16 protein-coding genes are annotated in these 18,406 nt (G+C 55.9%); 4 read left to right on the forward strand and 12 right to left on the reverse strand.

Annotated features, from left to right (window positions below):
- Positions 1-208 precede the first annotated feature (208 nt).
- Both ACM66T_RS11525 and ACM66T_RS11530 read right to left on the reverse strand, forming a co-directional pair.
- Entirely contained in the window at positions 209-1,918 is a 1,710-nt protein-coding gene (locus ACM66T_RS11525; protein WP_416768571.1) for an ABC transporter ATP-binding protein, read from the reverse strand.
- Entirely contained in the window at positions 1,915-3,921 is a 2,007-nt protein-coding gene (locus ACM66T_RS11530; RefSeq protein WP_416768572.1) for an LTA synthase family protein, read from the reverse strand. Before ACM66T_RS11530 ends, ACM66T_RS11525 begins: the two co-directional genes overlap by 4 nt.
- Positions 3,922-3,995: 74 nt before the next feature.
- Between ACM66T_RS11530 and ACM66T_RS11535 the strand changes: the two genes are divergently transcribed.
- Complete coding sequence (locus ACM66T_RS11535) at positions 3,996-5,819, forward strand: sulfatase-like hydrolase/transferase (RefSeq protein ID WP_416768573.1); 1,824 nt, start codon at positions 3,996-3,998, stop codon at positions 5,817-5,819.
- Positions 5,820-5,826: 7 nt separating this feature from the next.
- Here the strand turns inward: ACM66T_RS11535 and ACM66T_RS11540 are convergent, their stop codons facing one another.
- The 5 genes from ACM66T_RS11540 to ACM66T_RS11560 are packed head-to-tail and all read right to left on the reverse strand — an operon-like array spanning position 5,827 to position 9,929.
- Entirely contained in the window at positions 5,827-6,561 is a 735-nt protein-coding gene (locus ACM66T_RS11540; protein ID WP_416768574.1) for a dTDP-4-amino-4,6-dideoxyglucose formyltransferase, read from the reverse strand.
- Positions 6,558-7,631, reverse strand: a complete 1,074-nt coding sequence (locus ACM66T_RS11545) for a DegT/DnrJ/EryC1/StrS family aminotransferase (RefSeq protein ID WP_416768575.1) — start codon at positions 7,629-7,631, stop codon at positions 6,558-6,560. The genes ACM66T_RS11540 and ACM66T_RS11545 overlap by 4 nt, the downstream gene beginning before the upstream one ends.
- Positions 7,615-8,688, reverse strand: a complete 1,074-nt coding sequence (locus ACM66T_RS11550) for a TDP-N-acetylfucosamine:lipid II N-acetylfucosaminyltransferase (RefSeq protein ID WP_416768576.1) — start codon at positions 8,686-8,688, stop codon at positions 7,615-7,617. Before ACM66T_RS11550 ends, ACM66T_RS11545 begins: the two co-directional genes overlap by 17 nt.
- On the reverse strand, positions 8,685-9,452 hold the full coding sequence (locus tag ACM66T_RS11555; RefSeq protein WP_345972413.1) for a glycosyltransferase family 2 protein: 768 nt from the start codon (positions 9,450-9,452) through the stop codon (positions 8,685-8,687). The genes ACM66T_RS11550 and ACM66T_RS11555 overlap by 4 nt, the downstream gene beginning before the upstream one ends.
- 15 nt (positions 9,453-9,467) lie before the next feature.
- Complete coding sequence (locus ACM66T_RS11560; RefSeq protein ID WP_345969856.1) at positions 9,468-9,929, reverse strand: acyltransferase; 462 nt, start codon at positions 9,927-9,929, stop codon at positions 9,468-9,470.
- A 298-nt stretch (positions 9,930-10,227) separates the two neighbouring features.
- Here ACM66T_RS11560 and ACM66T_RS11565 point away from each other — a divergent pair, with 298 nt between their 5' ends.
- Positions 10,228-10,983, forward strand: coding sequence for a lipopolysaccharide kinase InaA family protein (locus ACM66T_RS11565; RefSeq protein ID WP_416768577.1), 756 nt, complete (start codon positions 10,228-10,230; stop codon positions 10,981-10,983).
- On the opposite strand, the gene ACM66T_RS11570 is transcribed toward ACM66T_RS11565, so the two are convergent.
- Positions 10,980-12,026, reverse strand: a complete 1,047-nt coding sequence (locus ACM66T_RS11570; protein ID WP_231019164.1) for a glycosyl transferase family 90 — start codon at positions 12,024-12,026, stop codon at positions 10,980-10,982. The two genes, ACM66T_RS11565 and ACM66T_RS11570, sit on opposite strands and share 4 nt — an antisense overlap.
- 130 nt (positions 12,027-12,156) lie before the next feature.
- On the opposite strand from ACM66T_RS11570, the gene ACM66T_RS11575 reads away from it, so the two are divergent.
- Together ACM66T_RS11575 and ACM66T_RS11580 are read left to right on the forward strand one after the other, a co-directional pair.
- Positions 12,157-13,203, forward strand: coding sequence for a glycosyltransferase family 4 protein (locus tag ACM66T_RS11575; protein WP_231019165.1), 1,047 nt, complete (start codon positions 12,157-12,159; stop codon positions 13,201-13,203).
- Positions 13,204-13,273: 70 nt separating this feature from the next.
- Positions 13,274-14,131: a sulfotransferase family protein gene (locus ACM66T_RS11580; RefSeq protein ID WP_231019166.1), complete on the forward strand. Its 858-nt coding sequence runs from the start codon at positions 13,274-13,276 to the stop codon at positions 14,129-14,131.
- Here the strand turns inward: ACM66T_RS11580 and ACM66T_RS11585 are convergent.
- The 4 genes from ACM66T_RS11585 to ACM66T_RS11600 all read right to left on the reverse strand — a co-directional run bounded on the left by ACM66T_RS11585 (position 14,121) and on the right by ACM66T_RS11600 (position 18,251).
- Positions 14,121-14,852: a sulfotransferase gene (locus ACM66T_RS11585; RefSeq protein WP_231019167.1), complete on the reverse strand. Its 732-nt coding sequence runs from the start codon at positions 14,850-14,852 to the stop codon at positions 14,121-14,123. The genes ACM66T_RS11580 and ACM66T_RS11585 overlap by 11 nt on opposite strands.
- Positions 14,853-15,040: 188 nt before the next feature.
- On the reverse strand, positions 15,041-16,060 hold the full coding sequence (gene rfbB / locus ACM66T_RS11590) for a dTDP-glucose 4,6-dehydratase (protein ID WP_231019168.1): 1,020 nt from the start codon (positions 16,058-16,060) through the stop codon (positions 15,041-15,043).
- The gene (gene rfbA / locus ACM66T_RS11595; RefSeq protein ID WP_231019170.1) at positions 16,057-16,926 is read right to left on the reverse strand and encodes a glucose-1-phosphate thymidylyltransferase RfbA; all 870 of its coding nucleotides are present in this window, start codon (positions 16,924-16,926) and stop codon (positions 16,057-16,059) included. The genes rfbB and rfbA overlap by 4 nt, the downstream gene beginning before the upstream one ends.
- 2 nt (positions 16,927-16,928) lie before the next feature.
- Complete coding sequence (locus ACM66T_RS11600; RefSeq protein ID WP_231019171.1) at positions 16,929-18,251, reverse strand: UDP-glucose dehydrogenase family protein; 1,323 nt, start codon at positions 18,249-18,251, stop codon at positions 16,929-16,931.
- Positions 18,252-18,406: the final 155 nt, after the last annotated feature.

Here is an 18,406-nt window from a genome sequence, read left to right on the forward strand (position 1 = left end):
AGCACTCACGTACATAAGTACGCTTCGTACTATTCCGCCTCGATTAAAGAAAAAATCGCCTTCGAAAATTTGAATGGGCTTGCTCTACCCAAATCAACATTTTTTTTGATGCATCATTGTCGACAAGCTCATGTATAGCAGTACACTTCACTTATCTGCCTTGATGTTAGAAAAAATCGCCTATAAAAGTCTTCTCGCTTCAGAACCATCACCCTTCGTAGCTGCGGGCGATGCGCCGGAAATCCTCCGAACGTTCCATCAGTTCCGCGAAAGTGCCCGCGTCTGTGATTTCGCCCGCTTTGAAGAAGTAGAGTCTGTCGGCGTGTTCTACCGTCGTGAGGCGGTGGGCGATCATAATGGTGATCTTGTCTTTCGTGTAGGACGCCAGTGCCTTTTGGATGCGGAGTTCGCTCTCGTTGTCCAACGCGCTGGTCGCCTCGTCGAGGATCAGCACGGAAGCGTTCTTGTAGATGGCCCGCGCGATGGCGATGCGCTGGCGCTGGCCGCCCGAGAGGTTCGCACCCCCCTCTTCCATCAGGGTATGGATCCCCTCCGGCAGCCCCTGGGCAAACTCATAGGCGTCGGCCAGTTTCAGCGCCTCGATGACCCTCGCTTCGTCCAGTTCCAGACCGTAGGCGACGTTTTCGGCGAGGCTGTCCTGCATGACGTAAACGCGCTGGGAGACGACGGCCATCTGCTTGAGCAGGGAGCGGTGGTCATACTCCCGCACGTCCCGGCCATTGACGCGCAGCTCTCCCTCTGATGGATCGTAAAAACGCAGAAGAAGGTTGACCAGCGAACTCTTCCCGCCCCCGCTGTCGCCGACAAGGGCGATCTGCTCGGAGGGGTGGATGGAGAGCGACACATCCCGCAAGGCGCGTGTCTCCCCGTAATCGAGTGCGACATGGCTAAATCCGATCTCCCGGATCGGTTCCTCCAGAAGCGCACTCCCCTCTTCGATCATGCTTTCGCGGTCGAGGACGCTGAAGATCCGCTCGCTGGCGGCGATGGCGTTCTGGATCTTCCCGTAGATGGAGCTGACGCGCCGCAGCGGCTGGAAGGTGAGCCCCACGGCCGTCAGGAACGCCGTAAACTCCCCCACCGTCATCTGGTTGTTGAACACCTGCTGCCCCGCGATAAAGATGACGGCGGCCAGGCCTGTAGCGCCCAGGACCTCCATCATCGGCGAAACGATCTCGTTCGTGTAGACCGCTTTCATGTTCAGCTTGAAGAACTTGTTGTTCTCCGCATCGAAGCGTCCCATCTCGTAGGCCTCCGTCCCGTTGGCCTTGATGATCTCGGCGTTGTTGAAGACCTCGGTTAGGCGAGTAACGACATCGGCATTCTTCTCCTGTGAGCGGTGCGAGAGGCGGCGCAGGCGCTTGGCAATGAGGATCAGCGGGTAGATCGCCAGCGGCAGCACGACCAGTGAATAGAATGCCAGTTCGGCGTTGAGGTAGATGACGTAGACGACGAGGCCAAGTGCCGTCAAAGACTCCCGGACGAGTTCGGGCAGCATATTGGAGACGAAATACTGGACCCGGTTGATATCGTTGGTGATGCGGCTGATCAGCTCCCCACTGCGGTTGGCGTGCAAGAAAGCCATATCCAGGTGCAGCATATGATCAAGCAGCTGTGATCGCAGCCGGGTGATGATGTGCTGGCCGATGTAGTTCATGAAAACGGCCTGAAGATAGCGCCCGACCGATTTGACGACATAGATGCCGATCATCATCAAGGGGATGTAGTAGAGCATCTGCGGGTCTTTCTCGATGAACATCTTGTCCATCAGCGGCTGCATGATCTGCGCCGTCGCCACGGTGGCCAGTACCGTCATGATGATCCCGATAAGAACGATGAAATAGTAGCCTTTATACCCCTTGATATACGGCCAGAACCGCCTAAAAGTCTGTTTCATTCACTCCCCTTTTCCCATACGGGTTTCGCCTGTTCATGCGCCTGCTGCACCAGGTATTCGGTCACGGCCAGTGCGGCGTTGTACTTTTTCTCGCAGGCACGCTGCGCTTCGTTCGATGCATGGCCCTTCTTGAACGCGCCTCCGCGTGAGATGATGACCCCCGCGTCGTTATAGCCGCAATGCAGCGTCTTCGGGTTATAAAGATCCTCCCCCACGGCCGTGTAGGCCGCTTTGGAGAGTGTTCGTCCGTAAAGAGTTGGGAAGAGGTCGTTGTGCGACGCGCTGACGTTGCGGTCGAACGGCTCAGCCTTCAGATACGGCGGCAGGTAGAGATAGAAGGGGATCTGTTTTCCCTCCTGCAGAGGATGATCGTAATGCATAATCCCCTCGATGGTGTTGTTATCCGCGGTGATGGCGACGACGGTCCGTTCGCCGAGTGCCGAGGCTTTGACCCCGTCCATGAAACGCCCCGCCATATCGAGGGCGTACTGGTAGTCCTGCAGCCGACGGTGCGCCAGGTCCATATCCCCGGTAATGTGCGCCCGCAGTTTTTCCGTGAATTCCAGCGGCTTCGAGTCGTAGCTTTTGGAGAGGACATAGGGGGGATGGTTGTTCGTCGTCAGGATAAAGACGAACTGTGGCTTCGTCGCCTGCTCCAGCTTCTGCAGCACGAAGTCGTAGGTATACCGGTCGTAGACGCCGTAATCATGCTCCTCCGCCCCGGGATAGAGGCGTTCAATATCGCTTTTTCCTTCGACATGGTCAAACCCCTGCTCTTTGAAAAAACTGCCGACGTTGCGCCACGAAAGGTCCCCGCCATAGACGAAATTCGTCTCGTACCCTGCCTTTTTGTAGACCCGCGCCGCCGCCTGGGGGAAAGCGGTACGCTGGTAACGGCTCTGCCCGTAGGCGATGCTGGCGGGACGGGCGACGACGTTAAGCAGGAACGGTTCCATCGACGCGATCGTCCCGTTGGCGCCGGAAATGAAATCGGTAAAGAGGATATCCTCGTCAAAGTGCCGCTTGAGCCGGCGCAGGATGTCGAACGTAGGGCTTTGGTACTGCAGGATCGGCGCCCCGAAACTCTCCACCATGACAACGACGACATGGGGCGGTTTCGCCGCTGCCGCTTCATTTTGCTGCGTCGTACGCACGAGGTTCGACGCGAGATCGGCCGTATTGATCCGGTCCCGACCGAGATAGTCCCTGAAGGCTTGCGGCACTCTGCCTTTGTAACCGCTGCGCTTGATCAGATCGTAACCGCCGTTTTTATCCTTCAGATACTGTTTGAGCGCTTTTTCGAAGGCAAAAACGCCGCTGCGCGGGATGGCGTTCACAAAAACGTCCGTCGAAACCTCCGGGACATCCTTGAGCAGGGGAAAAAGCCCGAGGCTGCCCCGCGCACCCACCCCGACCAGCAGCAGCAGCACAAGATAGACGGCTGCCGTTTTCATCGAACCGGTCTTGGCAACGGAAGGACGGAGCTCACGGAAGAATCGGCCGACGAGCCAGACCAGCGCAAGGGTGTAAAAGAGGATCAGCCCTGTGATCAGGGTGACATTGTAGTTTTTGAGCCCGATCTGCACGAGGGCCCAGGTATCGTCGTCGAAGAAGCCGAAGAGCATGATCGTGATGTGCTCGCCGAAGTAGGAGTAGAACCCGAAATCGATCCCGACCAGGGCGCTCACAATCAGGTAGACGGCGGTGAAGTATCCGCGAAAAAGCCGCGGCAGCCACGGCAGCGGTACGACATTGCGGGCCAGGTGGTTCAGGATGATCACCAGCAGCGGCAGTGCCATGAGGTAGCAGACAAGCACCAGGTCGATCCGCAGCCCCAGGAAGAACGCTTCCGCCAACTCCCGGCCGGGGAAGGAAGCCTTCGAAGGCGAAAACTGCCAAAAGAAAAGCAGACGGGAAAGGGAGAGCAGCAGCAGGAAAATCAGCTGGAGTTTCACCGTCTGCCGCAGCAGACCGAAATAGTATTGCGCCGGCGAGTATGTCACGCGTCTATGCCCTTTTTAAGGCGTATTATACAGTGTTGGCCCCCTCTGGTATACTTTCACAAAAAAGTGACACCATGACATCGCAGCATCTTGCCCTCTTTTTCAAAGCCAATCTGCTTCTGACCGGTCTGCTCTCACTGGCTTTTGCCCTCTTCAACAGCCACTACACCCCCTCTGCCCTGCTCTTCACCGCGGCGGCCCTGCTCTCGACGGCGGCGACGCTTTACCTCATCTACTGGCTGCTTCTGCGCGCTTTTTTCCGCCTGACCCGTCTGGCGGCGGTGCTGCTTCTGCTGCTGTTCTTTCTCACCGATCTCCTGCTCATGACCGACTTTGCCATCTACCGCATCTGGAACTTCCATATCAACGGCATGGTGCTCAATATCCTCTTTTCGCCGGCCGCCTACGACAGCCTGCAGATGACGGGCCAGGCCGTCGTGATCGTCTTCATCGTCATTGCCGTCCTGGCGGCGCTGCTGCTCCTTGGACTGAAACGGATCGCCCGGATTCCTGCCCAGAAGGCATTGCGGGTCAACCGCCGGCTAAACCGCAGCTTCGTGCCCCTGCTCTTCCTCGTCATCGTCGGCGAAAAGCTGACCTACGCCGTCGCCAACCTCCACCTGGACGGCAACATCCTCGAACGCACGAAGGTCGTCCCCCTCTACCAGCCGCTGCTGATGGACGACCTGCTCATCGGCACTTTCGGCATGAAAAAAGCCCAAAACGACGGGATCAGCGTCAATATCAAAAAGATCACCAACATCCGCTACCCGCTGCACCCCATCAGCGTCACCCATCCCAAAACGCCCAACATCTTCATCTTCGGCGTCGACGCCCTCCGCCCCGATATCGTCAACGACGACAACATGCCGAACATGGCCGCGTTCAAACGCGAGGCCGTCGATTTCGAGCGCCACTACAGCGGCGGGAACAATACCCGTTTCGGTTTCTTCTCGATCTTCTACGGCATCAACTCCAGCTACTGGTTCGGCTTCCTCAATGCCAAAAAGGGGCCGGTACTCTTCGAGACCCTCAAAAAACTGGGCTACCAGATCAGCATCGACTCCAGCGTCAACACCGCCTGGCCCGAGTTCCGGCAGACGATCTTTTACGACGTCCAGGACGCCATCAAGGATGACTACAACGGCACCAAGACGGAAAACGACCTGGCCACCGTCGCCTATTTCGATGACTGGCTCGGAAAGCAGGAGATGGACAAACCTATGTTCGCCTTCGTCTGGCTCGATTCAGTCCACAGCCGCGCCTACGACGACGCTTTCCGGAAATACACCCCCGACCAGGTTAGCAGCCAGTACCTGACGGCGACCGCCGAGGAGCGGACCGAGCTCTTCAACATGTACAAAAACGCCGCCTACGAAGTCGACGACCGCTTTGCGCGCTTCATTGCCGCCCTCAAGGCAAAAGGGCTCTACGACGACGCCGTCATCATCGTCCTCTCCGACCACGGGCAGGAGTTCTTCGAACACGACCACTACGGCCACAACTCCGCCTACGACCGCGAACAGGTCGGCACACCGCTCTATATCCGCGTACCGGGTACGGCGCCGAAAACGGTGACCCGCCTCACCTCGCATCTTGATATCGCCCCGACGCTGATGGCGATGCTGGGAGCGGACAACCCTACAAGCGACTATGCCCACGGCCACGACCTCTTCGCCCAAGACTATAACCGCGAATGCGCCTTCGTGGGGAACTGGAATGAAAACGCCATCATCTGCGGAAAAGAGACCTTCGTCATCTCCGACGTCATCTCGAAAGCCTTCAATAACGAGATACGGGATACAGAGACCTACAAAAAGATCAAACTTAACGATAAAAAAAGGATGAATGAAATCCTGATCAGAAGTCTGGAGGAGAACCGTCAGTTCAGCCGATAGTTTTCCGTTACGCGGTAGGGTCCTCTTTTTTCATCTGGAGTTTTATCCAGACCTTCGCGCCGTCTTCATCGATAAAATAGCTATTCCAGTAGTCGCCGTGGCTTAGCGCCCGAAGCCGGTCGAGGAACTCCCCCATCGTTCCCTGTTCCTCCAGATCCAGTGCGCAGAGCGCTCTGAAATCCTGAATACTGTTGTAATTCCCCTCCTCGGACGGCAGGCGTGTCTCATAACTGCCCTCCAGCAGCATCGGCAGGTGAGCCTTCAACAGCCTTACTTCGGTTGCCACGACCCGCTCATAAGCACTGAGGGAGGTATCGCTCTGCTCAATCGCCACCTGTTCCTGGAGGATGATCGGTCCGTGGTCGATCGCTTCATCCATCTCGTGGATCGTCACTCCCGCAGGGAGCTTGTTCAAAATGGAGAAGACCTGGGGAAACCAGCCGCGGTTGTAGGGGTTAAGTCCCGGGTGGATGTTGATACAACGGACCCCATTGACGAGTTCTGAGGGGAAAATCTGCTTGGAGTGGCAGGAGACGATCACGTCGTAGCGTGCCGTCAAATCCCCGACGACCGCCTTGATGCGCAGTGGTTCAACGTCTCCTTCTTCATTGAAGAGCACGTTGTTTGGTGTACATGCGTAGGTAAAAGTATACTTTTCCTCCAGCATCTGTTCACTAACGATCTCTCTGAAGCTGTGATAGAGCACCGGATTGTCCGTAAAAATCATGACATCTTTTTTCATGCCAACACCTCCCGGATAGTTTCACAGATCAACGCCGTTTCGTCTTTGGAAAGGTCCGGATACAAGGGCAGGCAGAGGATCCGAGCCGCGACCTCATTGGAAACGGGCATCTCTTCTTGTTCAGGCAGATACTTCAATGTCTCCAAAGAGGGGTAAAAGTAGCGCCGGGGGATGATTTTACGATCATTCAGCGCTACCTGTACACGTAACAGTTCGTCCTCGTCCCGTAAGAGAATAGGAAAATAGCTGAAGTTGTTCGAGCACCCCTTGCGCCACGTCGGTATCGACACCAACGTACCGATAGCTGCAACGTATGCTTCCCAGATGGAGCAACGTGCTGCTGTTACCTTTGCCATGTCATCCAAAACGCAGAGCCCCATCGCCGCCTGGAACTCATTCATCTTCGCGTTGATCCCAACCCCTTCGATCTCCTGATTTTCGAAACCGAAATTAATCATCTGTTTTGCCTGGCGATAGAGAACGTCATCCTTGATAATAAGCGCTCCACCCTCAATGGTGTGAAAGAGTTTCGTCGCATGGAAACTGATCGTGGACACGTCCCCATACTCCAAAATACTCTGCCCATTGTACGTCGTGCCGAAGGCGTGTGCTGCATCATAGACGACCTTCAGCCCGTGCCGTTTTGCAATGCGGTCAATCGCCTCAACATCGCAGCCGTTTCCGAAAACATGTACAGGCACGATCGCAGATGTATTGTCCGAAATCTGCCTTTCTAGCTTCTCAGGATCAATCGTCAGCGTCTCAGGGTCAATATCGGCATACGTCACATCCAATCCCTCCCATACGATACTGCTAGTCGTCGCCACAAAAGAGAAGGGGGTGGTAATAACTTCCCCATCAAGTGCGAGAAGATGATAGGCCAGATTGAGTGCTACTGTCCCGTTGGAAACAAGCAGCAGATTCTTCACACCGAGATGATCACAAAGGCGCTCTTCCAACTCCTGCACAAGCGGACCGTTATTGGTCAGCCAATTGGATGCATAAATCCGATCAACATAACGATCGTATTTCTCCCTTTGAGGCAGATAGGGTTTAGTGACGTGAATCATTCAAAGGTGCCTTCAGAACGTTTTTCCACTGGGTAATACATGCTGCATCGGAGAAATGCGCTTCGATCTGCTGCGCATTCGTCGTTTTCGTCTCCTGATCAAGCGGCTCGAGGGAGAAATCGGCAATATCGAAGGCATGGATACCTTTATCTTTGAGCATCTGCCATGTGGTAATGTCACTGCGCAAATATACTTTTTTTCCGTAGCCGAGCAGAGCGACGATGTTACCAAGCGCCTGCTGGCGGCGGTGGTTGAAGATAGCAATGTCGATTTTCGACAGGAGGTCCATGTAGGCGTCAAAAGGCATAAAATCGACGAGCGGCACAAATTTGTCGCCGAAAAGCGCTTCCCCCGTCTCGATCACTTTTTTACGATACGTTTTGTTATTACCGTAGGATAGAGGACAGTATATTTTTATGTCTTCCGCCGCATACGGTTTTAGCTGCTCGAACGCTTCGATGTGGTGATTAGAGGCTGTCGCTGAGTTGCCCATCTGTATGTAGACAGTCCGCTCCATTTTCTCCGGCAGTTTCATCGGCTTGTAGAGCGGGTAGAAGATGCAGTCATAGAAAGTCCCCTTCGCACCGTACCACTCCCGCGCCAGCTCGTACTCCCCCCGGTTAAACTGAATGATCCCCCCCAAACAGCTGATCACCTTTTTCTTCTTGTACATAAAGAACTTACGGCTCAGCTTGTCTTTTTTCGACAGGTAGTCATAAAGGTCACCGCCCCAGATGATCCAATGCGATTTAGCCGTATAGCGGAGATTAAAAAAGAGGAAATCGATGATATGACGGACGATCAGGCTGTGCAGGAAAACTTTATCTGCCCTGTCAAAATAGGGGCGCAGTTCGCGTGCCAGGGCAAAATAGTTGTGTTTGCGGGTAAGGCTCTGTTTGAGGACAATGACATTCTCCGCCTCGGGAAGAGGATGCTTTTCCAATGATATGCCGCCAAGTACTATGAACAAATGTTCATGCGGGTCAAAATGCGCATTAACAAGCTTGATAAACGGCGCGATGAACTTCTCGTTCTTCATGATGTGCAGGTACTTCATGCCGACGTCTCTTCCTCTGCTTCATTCTCCTGCATCTCGATCAGGATCATGTATTTCATATAGGTATTGAACCCGGAGATGATCGAGACGGTCCAGCCGGGCATGCCGTGGAACATCCCCCCTTTGACGACCAGCTTTTTGAAGAACGTCAGTCCGCCGTGCAGGAACGGGTCGTACCATCGGGCCCGCTTCCCCTTCGCGTGCAGCATACGCGCACCGCGGGCGGCAAACTTTTCGATGTTGTTGATCATCTGCCCGTAGCTCTTATAGGAGTAGTGCAGCAGGTCCGCGTCAAGTTCCTTGACCTTCTCCGCCTCGACTTTCGCATGGCCGATCGCCTGCGTGAACCCGGCGCTGTTGCGGTTGTAGAGCCGTACGAGCCGGTCCGGATACCACAGCTTGATGAAGTGTCTTCCGATAAAACTCTTCCGGCGGAAGGCGTAGGCGTCATACCCGCTGTTCGCCAGGTCAAGGCCGGCGATCGCTTCGACCGCATTTGCGTCAAGCCGCTCATCGGCATCGAGGCTCAAGATCCAGTCGTTCGCGGCCAGCGGTGCGCCGAATGCTTTTTGCGGTCCGTCCCCGAGGTAGGGCTGGACGACGACCTTGGCCCCGAGGGATTCGGCGATCTCCCTCGTTTTGTCCGTGCTCTGCGAATCGACGACGAGGACCTCATCGCAGACGGCCTGAACGGAACGGATCGCATCCGCTATGTTCTCCTCTTCATTCAGTGTAATGATATTTGCTGTAATTTTCTGCTTCATTCGATCCGTTCTTCGTTAATTAGGTAGTGCTTTTTTATAGGCGACAGGGATACCCGCGTAGATGCCCGCATGCTCCAGCGGACGGTTGACGACCCCTTTGGCCGCGACGACGCTGTTCGCCGGAAGCACGCTCCCTTTGAGCACATTGACGTCGTTCGCCAGCCAGCACCCCTCTCCGATCTCAACGCTGCCCAGCGTATAGTCGCTTTTCGAGACCTTCCCGCCGGCAAGCCTGTGATCGTGGTCGTAGATCTTGACGCTCTCCCCGAAAAGGCAGTCCGCCCCGATACAAATCGCGTCGCGGCAGACGATCGTGCAGTTGCGGTTGAAGAAACACCCCTCGCCGATACGGAGCGAAGCGTTTTTGCGGACGCCGATCAGCGTGCCCGACTTCAGGGTGATGTCGCCCTCGATCGTCAGGGTCGCCCCCCTGGCGACTTCGATCGTAAAAAAGCCGTTAGCGTGTATGCGCCCCATCAGCTTTACCCTCTTGGAATAGAAGAGCTTGAGATAATACGAATAAATAAAAGTGTAGAGCCGTGCAATCGATTTCAATCGGTGTCCCAGTCTTGTATAGTGATAGCTAATTTTATCAGATTACCTGCCCAACAATCCTTGCGCAAGCCCTTGTGCGTTTTGAAAACATTCGGATTCAATATTCTTTTCCCCCCCGGTTGTTATAATGCTGCCCATCGTCCGTTATTTCCATCACGGCCCCGCTGTGACGCAAGTCAGAAGCACATCACCATTCCACTCACTTACAAAAGGGTTGCCGTTGTCTGTCCGCTATACGATCCATCCAGACTATGCCGAGTTTGAAACAGAGCTGCTCTCGGTCGAAGCGCAATTCTCCTCCTCGGATGAAAGCATCCACAAAGCGCGCAACGAACTGCGGATCGTCCCTATGCACGGTATCAAGACCGTCATCAAGGCGTTCAAGGTGCCCCACCTGCTCAACCGTTTCGTCTACGCCTATCTGCGCGATTCGAAAGCGAAAAAGTCCTATAACAATGGCGTCCGGCTTCTGGAACTGGACGTGCCGACTCCCCAGCCCATCGGCTACATCGAGTTCTTCCGGGGCGGCCTCTTCGCGCAGAGCTACTTCATCTCCAAATACGAGCCCTACGACTTCACCATCCGCGAAGTGTTGCACCACCGTGTCGAGGACGTCGAAACAATCCTGAAGGCCTTCACCGCCTTTACCCATATGCTGCACCAAAAAGGGGTCTGGCACGAGGACTATTCGCCGGGCAACATCCTCATACGGAAAACGGCGGATGGGTACGGTTTCATGCTCGTCGATATCAACCGGATGCAGTTCCGTCCTATCCCACCGGCGGAGGGAATGAGGAACTTCGGCAAACTCTGGGCCAAAGCGCCCGAACGCACCCTGATCGCCCGGGAATACGCACGACTCAGCGGGATGGACGAAGCCGCGGCCCTGCAGGCCATCGAGACCTGCGCGCGCAAAACCGAGGCCGCCGTTGCCCTGAAAAAGCGGCTCCGGGGCAAAAAGAAAAAAGCCTCCTAGATCCCCAGCGCGGCCAGACGCGGCCGCTTCAGACGCCATGACGGCCGTGACCTTCTGCGCGGATGCGGCGTGCCCGCTTCCAGCTGTCCCGAACGCTCGAAATACTTCTCCAGCACCGACAGGGATACGACCGCTTCGCGTTCCGCATCCCGGAAGCGCGCCACGTGGCGGTGGGCATTGGCGATAATCGCCTTCGCCTCCTCCGGGCGGGCGCTGTAGTAGGCGATCTTCTCCTCCAGATCGGAGTAGTCATCTTTGAGCAGCACGTAGTGGTAATCGGGGATGAGGGTCCCCTCCATAAACCAGGTCTCGTACTTCGGGCGGGCCATCAGCGCCAGGGAGTTGGAGGACATGATCCATTTGAGGTTCGACGCGACGTCGTTTCCTTCGATGGAGATGACGAACTGGTACTGCAGCTGCTCTTTGAGCGTCATCCGCCCCTTCTGCCACGGCACCTCTGTTTCGAACTTCGTATTCGTCTGCCCGATATCGCAGAGCGGGTGGTTATAAAAGCGCTTTACAAAAGCCCTGCGGTGTTCACCGTACGCCTTGCCGCGCCAGACGGCCATGCTTTTTTTTGCCTCGAAGGGGAGTGCATCGTTCACAAAGACGAAATGGCGCACTTTATTGAGATTCATCAGGACGGAATTGCGATTGTCCCCGGCGATGGGGCGGCTCTTGACCAGGGTCGGCTGCGGCGGCACGTGGGTGATGTCGCCGAAGAGGTAGGCGCTGCGGCACTCGGGGCGGAAATAGCGCCACCAGCCGTAAAGGTCGAAAAAGTAGGTCTTTTTTTTCGCTTTTCTGAAGGCGTCCAGCGACTGGGCTTCATTGCCGAGACGGAACGTGGCATCGCACCGGTTGTAATAGTGCAGTCTCTCTTGCACCTCTGTGTCCGTTCTCCCTTTCTCCAGCCGCGCCTCCCGGCGCGGACGGAAGAGAACACCCGGCAGCGGGTAAGCGAGCACGTTTTGAAGATAATAGGTAAACTTGCTGTTCCGGTCCGCGTCGATCCGCAGATAGCGGGAGTTCCACATCGCCATACACCCTTCGGCCCCGTCGGCGGGGCATCGTGATTTTTGGCAATGTTACAGTACCATACGGCATCCTTCCGACACGAACCGGTTACCGTTCGGATACGTCGGAAAAGCGCCGACGAGAGGACTTCCAACCATGACGCATCCCGCCACCGGCATGCTTATCGCCCACGCCAACTTCGCCAAGGGATTCCGCGGCGGCGAGCGGCAGACGCAGCTGCTGATCGAAACACTCTCGCAGCGGGGCTACCGCCAGCGGCTGCTCGTGCGCAAAGGTTCGGAACTGGGACGGCGCTGCCGGGGCATTGCGAATCTTACCGTCATCGAAATCGGCAAACCCTACGCCCTCCACCTGGGCCATCTCAAAGGCGCGGGAGTGCTGCACGCCCATGAAACAAAAGCGGCGCAGTTCGCCCTCTTCGGCAAATGGTTCCTCGGCATCCCGTACATCGTCACGCGGCGGGTCGACCACGCCATCACAAACAACGCCTTCAACCGGTCGATTTACGCCTCCGCCGCGCAGTGTGTCGCCCTATCCGAAGCCATCAAAACGGAGATCCTAAAGATCGTCCCGGGGACCGATGTCGCCATCATCCCCAGTGCCTGGAGCCGTCTGGATACAGATGAAGAGCGTATCCGTCAGCTGAATACCCGGTTTGAGGGGAAATTTATCGTCGGGCAGATCGGCGCGCTTGTCGACGCCCACAAGGGGCAGGCCGTCCTCATCGAGGCGGCCCGCATCCTGGAACGGAGCCACCCCGATATCCATATCATCTTGCTCGGGGGCGGCAGCGACGAAGACGTGCTGAAAGCGGCGGCGGCGGATCTTGGCAATATCACCTTTGAAGGGTTCGTCAACAACGTCGGCGACTATCTGGCATGTTTCGACCTCTTCGCCTTCCCCTCCCGCTACGAAGGGCTCGGTTCCATCCTCTTTGATGCCATGCAGTTCGATGTGCCCATCGTCGCCTCGAATGTCGGCGGCATCCCCGACATCATTCATGATGACGCCAACGGCCTCCTCGTGCCGCCCGGCGATGCCCGTGCGCTCGCCGAGGCCATCAAGCGCCTTTACGGCGATGCTGCCCTTCGCGCGCGGTTGAGCGCCCGTGCCCGGGACGAACTCGACGCCTACTCGCCCGCCGCTATGACCGAAAAGTACGAACGGCTCTATCGGCGCTAAGCGCTGAAAATCAGCGAACCCCAACACCCTTTACTGTATTATTATCATCACACAAACAAGGAAATACTCTATGTTCGGAAACGTCAAAGCAAAGCTCGACCTGCTTAAAGACTACTTTTATACGAAACGGGCGCTGAAAGCCGAGCCGCACCTTTTTGACCATGTCGAAACCTACTGTATGTTCGTCGGCTATCCGCGCAGCAGCCACAGCCTGATCGGCTCGTTGATCGACGCCCATCCCCAAACCACTATCGCCCACGAGCAGGATGTGCTCAAGTATATCAAGTACGGGTTTTCGAAAGAGGCCATCTTTCACCTTCTGCTGCGCAACGCCAAGGCGTTCACCGAGGCCGGCCGCGAGTGGACGGGCTATTCCTATGCCGTCGAAGGCCAGTACCAGGGCAAATACACCGACCTGAAGGTGATCGGCGACAAACGCGGGGGGAACAGCTCCAGGCGTTTCAGCCGGAACCCGGAACTGCTGAAGAAACTGAAAAAGACCATCGACCTCCCGATCAAATTCATTCACGTTATCCGGAACCCCTACGACAATATCAGCACCATGGCCTACCGGGCCGTCGGTTCGGACAAAAGCAAAGTGACGCCGGAAGCGTTAACAGGAGAACTCGAACACTACTTCTCCCTCGTGGAGACGGCGAATTCGGTCTTTAAACAGGTGGATGCGGACGATGTGATCCATATCAAAATCGAAAACTTCATGGAGCACCCGAAAGAGGAGCTGAAAAGAGTATGCGATTTTCTCGGCCTTGAGACGACCGAGGAGTATCTCGATGCCTGCGCGGCGATCGTCTATACGAAACCGCATAAAACCCGTAACGACTATACGTGGGACGACGCGCTCAAAGCACGGGTGGCAGGGGAGATCGAAAAGTATCCCTTCTTCGAAGGCTACAGCTTTACGGCTTGAAAGCGTAGCCGAGCTCTTCCATCTTTTCCCCGGCGATCTCCCAGAACTGCTCTTTCCAATGGCGCGGCCATTCGTCATACTTGGGGAAGAACTCGATCCGGTTGCGGTTGACTTTCTTCTCCAGGGAAGCACGGACCTTCGCTTCGTCATACACCAGGCCGTCAAACTTCGCCAGGATGTCGAAGATGAGCTCTTTGTTCGTCTTAAAGAGCTCCTCGAACTTGATAATCATGTCCGGCTGGGTCTCGATGGCGCGGGTGTTGACTGTTTTCCAGTACCAGGCCAGTTTCTGCAGCGCGTTCCAGTTCTCCCACAACGCCTGCGCCGGGTCGCCGGGAATATGGAAGGGGGTCATGTGGTCGTTCGTGATATAGCGGCCGCGGTTGAGCCATGAGGTCACAACATCCCTGCCGTCGCGGACGATGTGGAACACGAGGGCATCGGGGAAGGCGTCTCGGATCAGCGGAATAGCGGCGAAAAGGTGGTAGTTCGTTTCCACGTACCACTCTTCGGAATGCTTCATGTGCCACCAGCGCCGCGGCAGCGCAAAGTAGTATTTCTCCCACATTGTGTGGGGGCGCGACATCAGCTGGTGCCCCCGCTTTCTGAATGCGGGTTTCGGTTCGTGCAGGCTCCAGGAGTTCTCAACGACATTGTTGAAAAAATCGGTAAAGAAATCGGTCCCGGTCCGTCCCGTAGAAACAAAAAAAGCTGTCTTCAAGCTTTCTCCTTCTTGAATATTAAATAGTCTTCTCTGCACAGCGGTCCTCTTGGTAGAAGGCTTTTTTCGGCAATGCGACGCTATTGCCTGTGCAGTCATAAAGAGCATTGCATTGTAAAAAGATTGTACTCAATGCGATATTAGAAGCGAATAGCACCACTCAGCGACAAGGAGCGTACCCGCTACTTTTAAACGGGCACGTTATTGCGTTTAAGATACCACTCCACCGTCTTGACGATCCCGCTCTCAAAATTTTCGTCTGCTCTCCATCCGAGCTCCGTTTCGATCTTCGTCGCATCAATGGCGTATCGGCGGTCGTGCCCCGCCCGATCCTCGACGTAACGGATCTGTTCCTTGTAACTTCCATCTGATTTTGGTTTAAACCCATCAAGAATCTTGCACACCTTATCCGCAATGTAGTTGTTGGTACGCTCGTTGCTGCCACCGATATTGTAGACCTCTCCGCTACACCCTTTATGGTAGGCCAGGTCGATCCCTTTACAATGGTCGAGTACATAAAGCCAGTCACGGATGTTCTTGCCGTCACCATAGATGGGGATAGACTCTCCCGCAAGAGCTTTACGGATGATCGTCGGAATCAGCTTCTCGTCATGCTGCTTCGGGCCGTAGTTGTTCGAGCAATTCGTGATGACGGTGTCCATACCGTACGTGTGGTGGTAGCTGCGTACGACCATGTCGCTGCCAGCTTTTGACGCACTGTAGGGGGAGTTTGGAGCATAGGGCGTCTCTTCGGTAAAGAACCCCGTTTCTCCCAGGGTGCCGTACACTTCGTCAGTGGAGATGTGGTGGAAGCGGCACCCTTCAAACCCCTCCTTGTAAACGAAGGGTTTGTGCATCCACCGTTTATATGCGACGTCGATCAGGGTAAAGGTACCGTTCACATTCGTCTCGATAAAGACCCCGGGGTTAGCAATAGAGTTGTCGACGTGACTCTCGGCCGCAAAGTGGATGACGCCCCGGATATCCAAGTCCTCGAAGAGCTGCTCGACGAGAGCACGGTCGCAGATGTTGCCTTCGACGAAGGTGTAGCGCTCGTGCCCCTCCACCTCTTTGAGGTTCTCGAGGTTCCCAGCGTAGGTCAGCAGGTCGAGGTTGACAAGGTGATACTCCGGGCACTTCTCCAGGAAATAAGGAACAAAGTTGCTGCCGATGAAGCCGGCACAGCCGGTGACGAGAATCGCTGTCATCTCTCCTCCACCAGTTCGATAAGATACTGACCGTACTCCGTCTTTTTAAGCGGTTCGGCCAGTTTTCTGACTTGCTCGGCATCGATCCAACCGTTGGCGTAGGCGATCTCCTCGATACAGGCGATCTTGTATCCCTGCCGATGTTCGATGGTCTGTACGAACTGCCCCGCATCCAGCAGGCTGTCGTGGGTACCCGTATCAAGCCAGGCATACCCGCGCCCCATCAGTTCCACCTGCAGCGCTCCACGCTCAAGGTACATCCGGTTCACGTCGGTAATTTCCAGTTCACCCCGTTCCGACGGTGTGATACCCTTGGCAATCTCCACGACATCGTTGTCGTAGAAATAGAGGCCCGTCACGGCGAAATTGGACTTAGGCTTTTCCGGTTTCTCCTCGATCGAGATGGCACGTCTGCTCTCATCAAATGCTACAACGCCGAAACGCTTCGGGTCCTTGACCTTATAGCCGAATACCGTGGCACCCTTTTCGCGTGCGGCGGCTTTTCGCAAAATGGTCGTAAAATCCTGTCCAAAGAAGATATTGTCCCCCAGCACCAAACAGACACTGTCATCCCCGATAAAATCCTCTCCGAGGACAAAGGCCTGCGCCAAACCTTCCGGTTCGGGCTGGACAACGTATTCGAAACGCATCCCGATATCGCTGCCGTCACCAAGCAACTCCTGAAACCGCGGCAGGTCCTTTGGGGTGGAGATAATCAGTACCTCGCGGATCCCGGCGAGCATCAATACTGAAAGAGGATAATAGATCATCGGCTTATCGTAGACCGGCAGCAGCTGTTTGGAAACACCCTTCGTAATCGGATAGAGCCGTGTCCCGCTGCCCCCGGCCAAGATAATGCCTCTCAACCTCAGACCCCAATCTGGAAGTATTCGAATCCGAGACGCGCCATACGTTCCTTGTCGAACTGGTTGCGGCCGTCGAAGAAGATGGGGCTGTTGAGGCGTTTGTCGATCTCGTCGAAGTCGGGGCTGCGGAACTCCTGCCACTCGGTGACGAGGATGAGCGCGTCGGCGCCGGTGAGAGCGTCGTATTTGCTGTCGACGTATTCGACGCTCTCGTTGCCCTTGAGATAGTAGCTCTCCGCCTCGTGGCGGGCTTTCGGGTCGTAGGCCTTGATCTTCGCGCCGCGTGCCGTGAGGGCGTTGATGATCGTGATGGAGGAGGCTTCGCGCATATCGTCCGTTTCCGGTTTGAACGCCAGCCCCCAGACGGCGAAGGTAAGGCCCGAGAGCTCCTCGCCGAAACGTTTGATCACCTTGTCCGCCATGACCATCTTCTGATCGTAGTTCACCGCTTCGACGGCGTCGAGGATCCGCGGGGTATAGCCGAAATCCTTGGCGGTTTTGGCGAGGGCCTGCACATCCTTGGGAAAGCAGCTGCCGCCGTAGCCGCAGCCCGGGTAGATGAAGCTGTAGCCGATGCGGCCGTCGCTGCCGATGCCGTGGCGCACTTTGTTGACGTCCGCGCCGACGCGTTCGCAGATATTGGCCATCTCGTTCATAAAGCTGATCTTCGTCGCGAGCATCGCGTTCGCGGCGTATTTGGTCATCTCGGCGCTTTTGATATCCATCCCGATAAAACGGTCGCTCTTTTTCATGAAGGGGGCGTAGAGGTCGTGCATGACCTGCATCGCCGTCTCGCTCTCGGCACCGATGACGACGCGGTCTGGGTGCATGAAGTCCTCGATGGCCGCGCCCTCTTTGAGGAACTCCGGGTTGGAGACGACGTCAAACGCCAGGTCGACGCCGCGCTTGTCCAGTTCTGTCTGGATCGCGGCTTTGACCTTGTCGGCCGTACCGACGGGAACCGTCGATTTGTCGACGACGACCATGTAATGCTGCATATGCTCGCCGATGCTTTTGGCGACGGCCAGCACGTACTGAAGGTCCGCGCTGCCATCTTCGCCCATCGGGGTACCGACGGCGATAAAGGCGACATCCGTCGAAGCGATCGCCTCCTGGATATCGGTCGTGAATGCCAGGGTGCCCTTCTCGTGGTTCTCCAGGACCATCGTCTCCAGACCCGGTTCATAGATCGGGATGATCCCCTGGCGCAGTTTCGCGATCTTTCCCTCATCGATGTCCACACAGGTGACGCTGTTGCCCATCTGCGCAAAACAGGTCCCGCTGACCAGGCCGACATAGCCCGTGCCGATGACGGATATTTTCATCTCTTCGCTCCTCGCGGTTTTCTTGGAGGTGATTGTACCCAATGGGGTATTAGAAATAGGATACAATAGGGTTACATTCTGACAACAAAACAGCGCATTCCGGGGAGAACGTCCCCCGTACTCCCCCGATGCCGGTAACCGGGGAGAGGGTAGTC

It is taken from the genome of Sulfurimonas sp. ST-25 (assembly GCF_048079205.1).
GTDB classification, from domain to species: domain Bacteria; phylum Campylobacterota; class Campylobacteria; order Campylobacterales; family Sulfurimonadaceae; genus Thiomicrolovo; species Thiomicrolovo sulfuroxydans.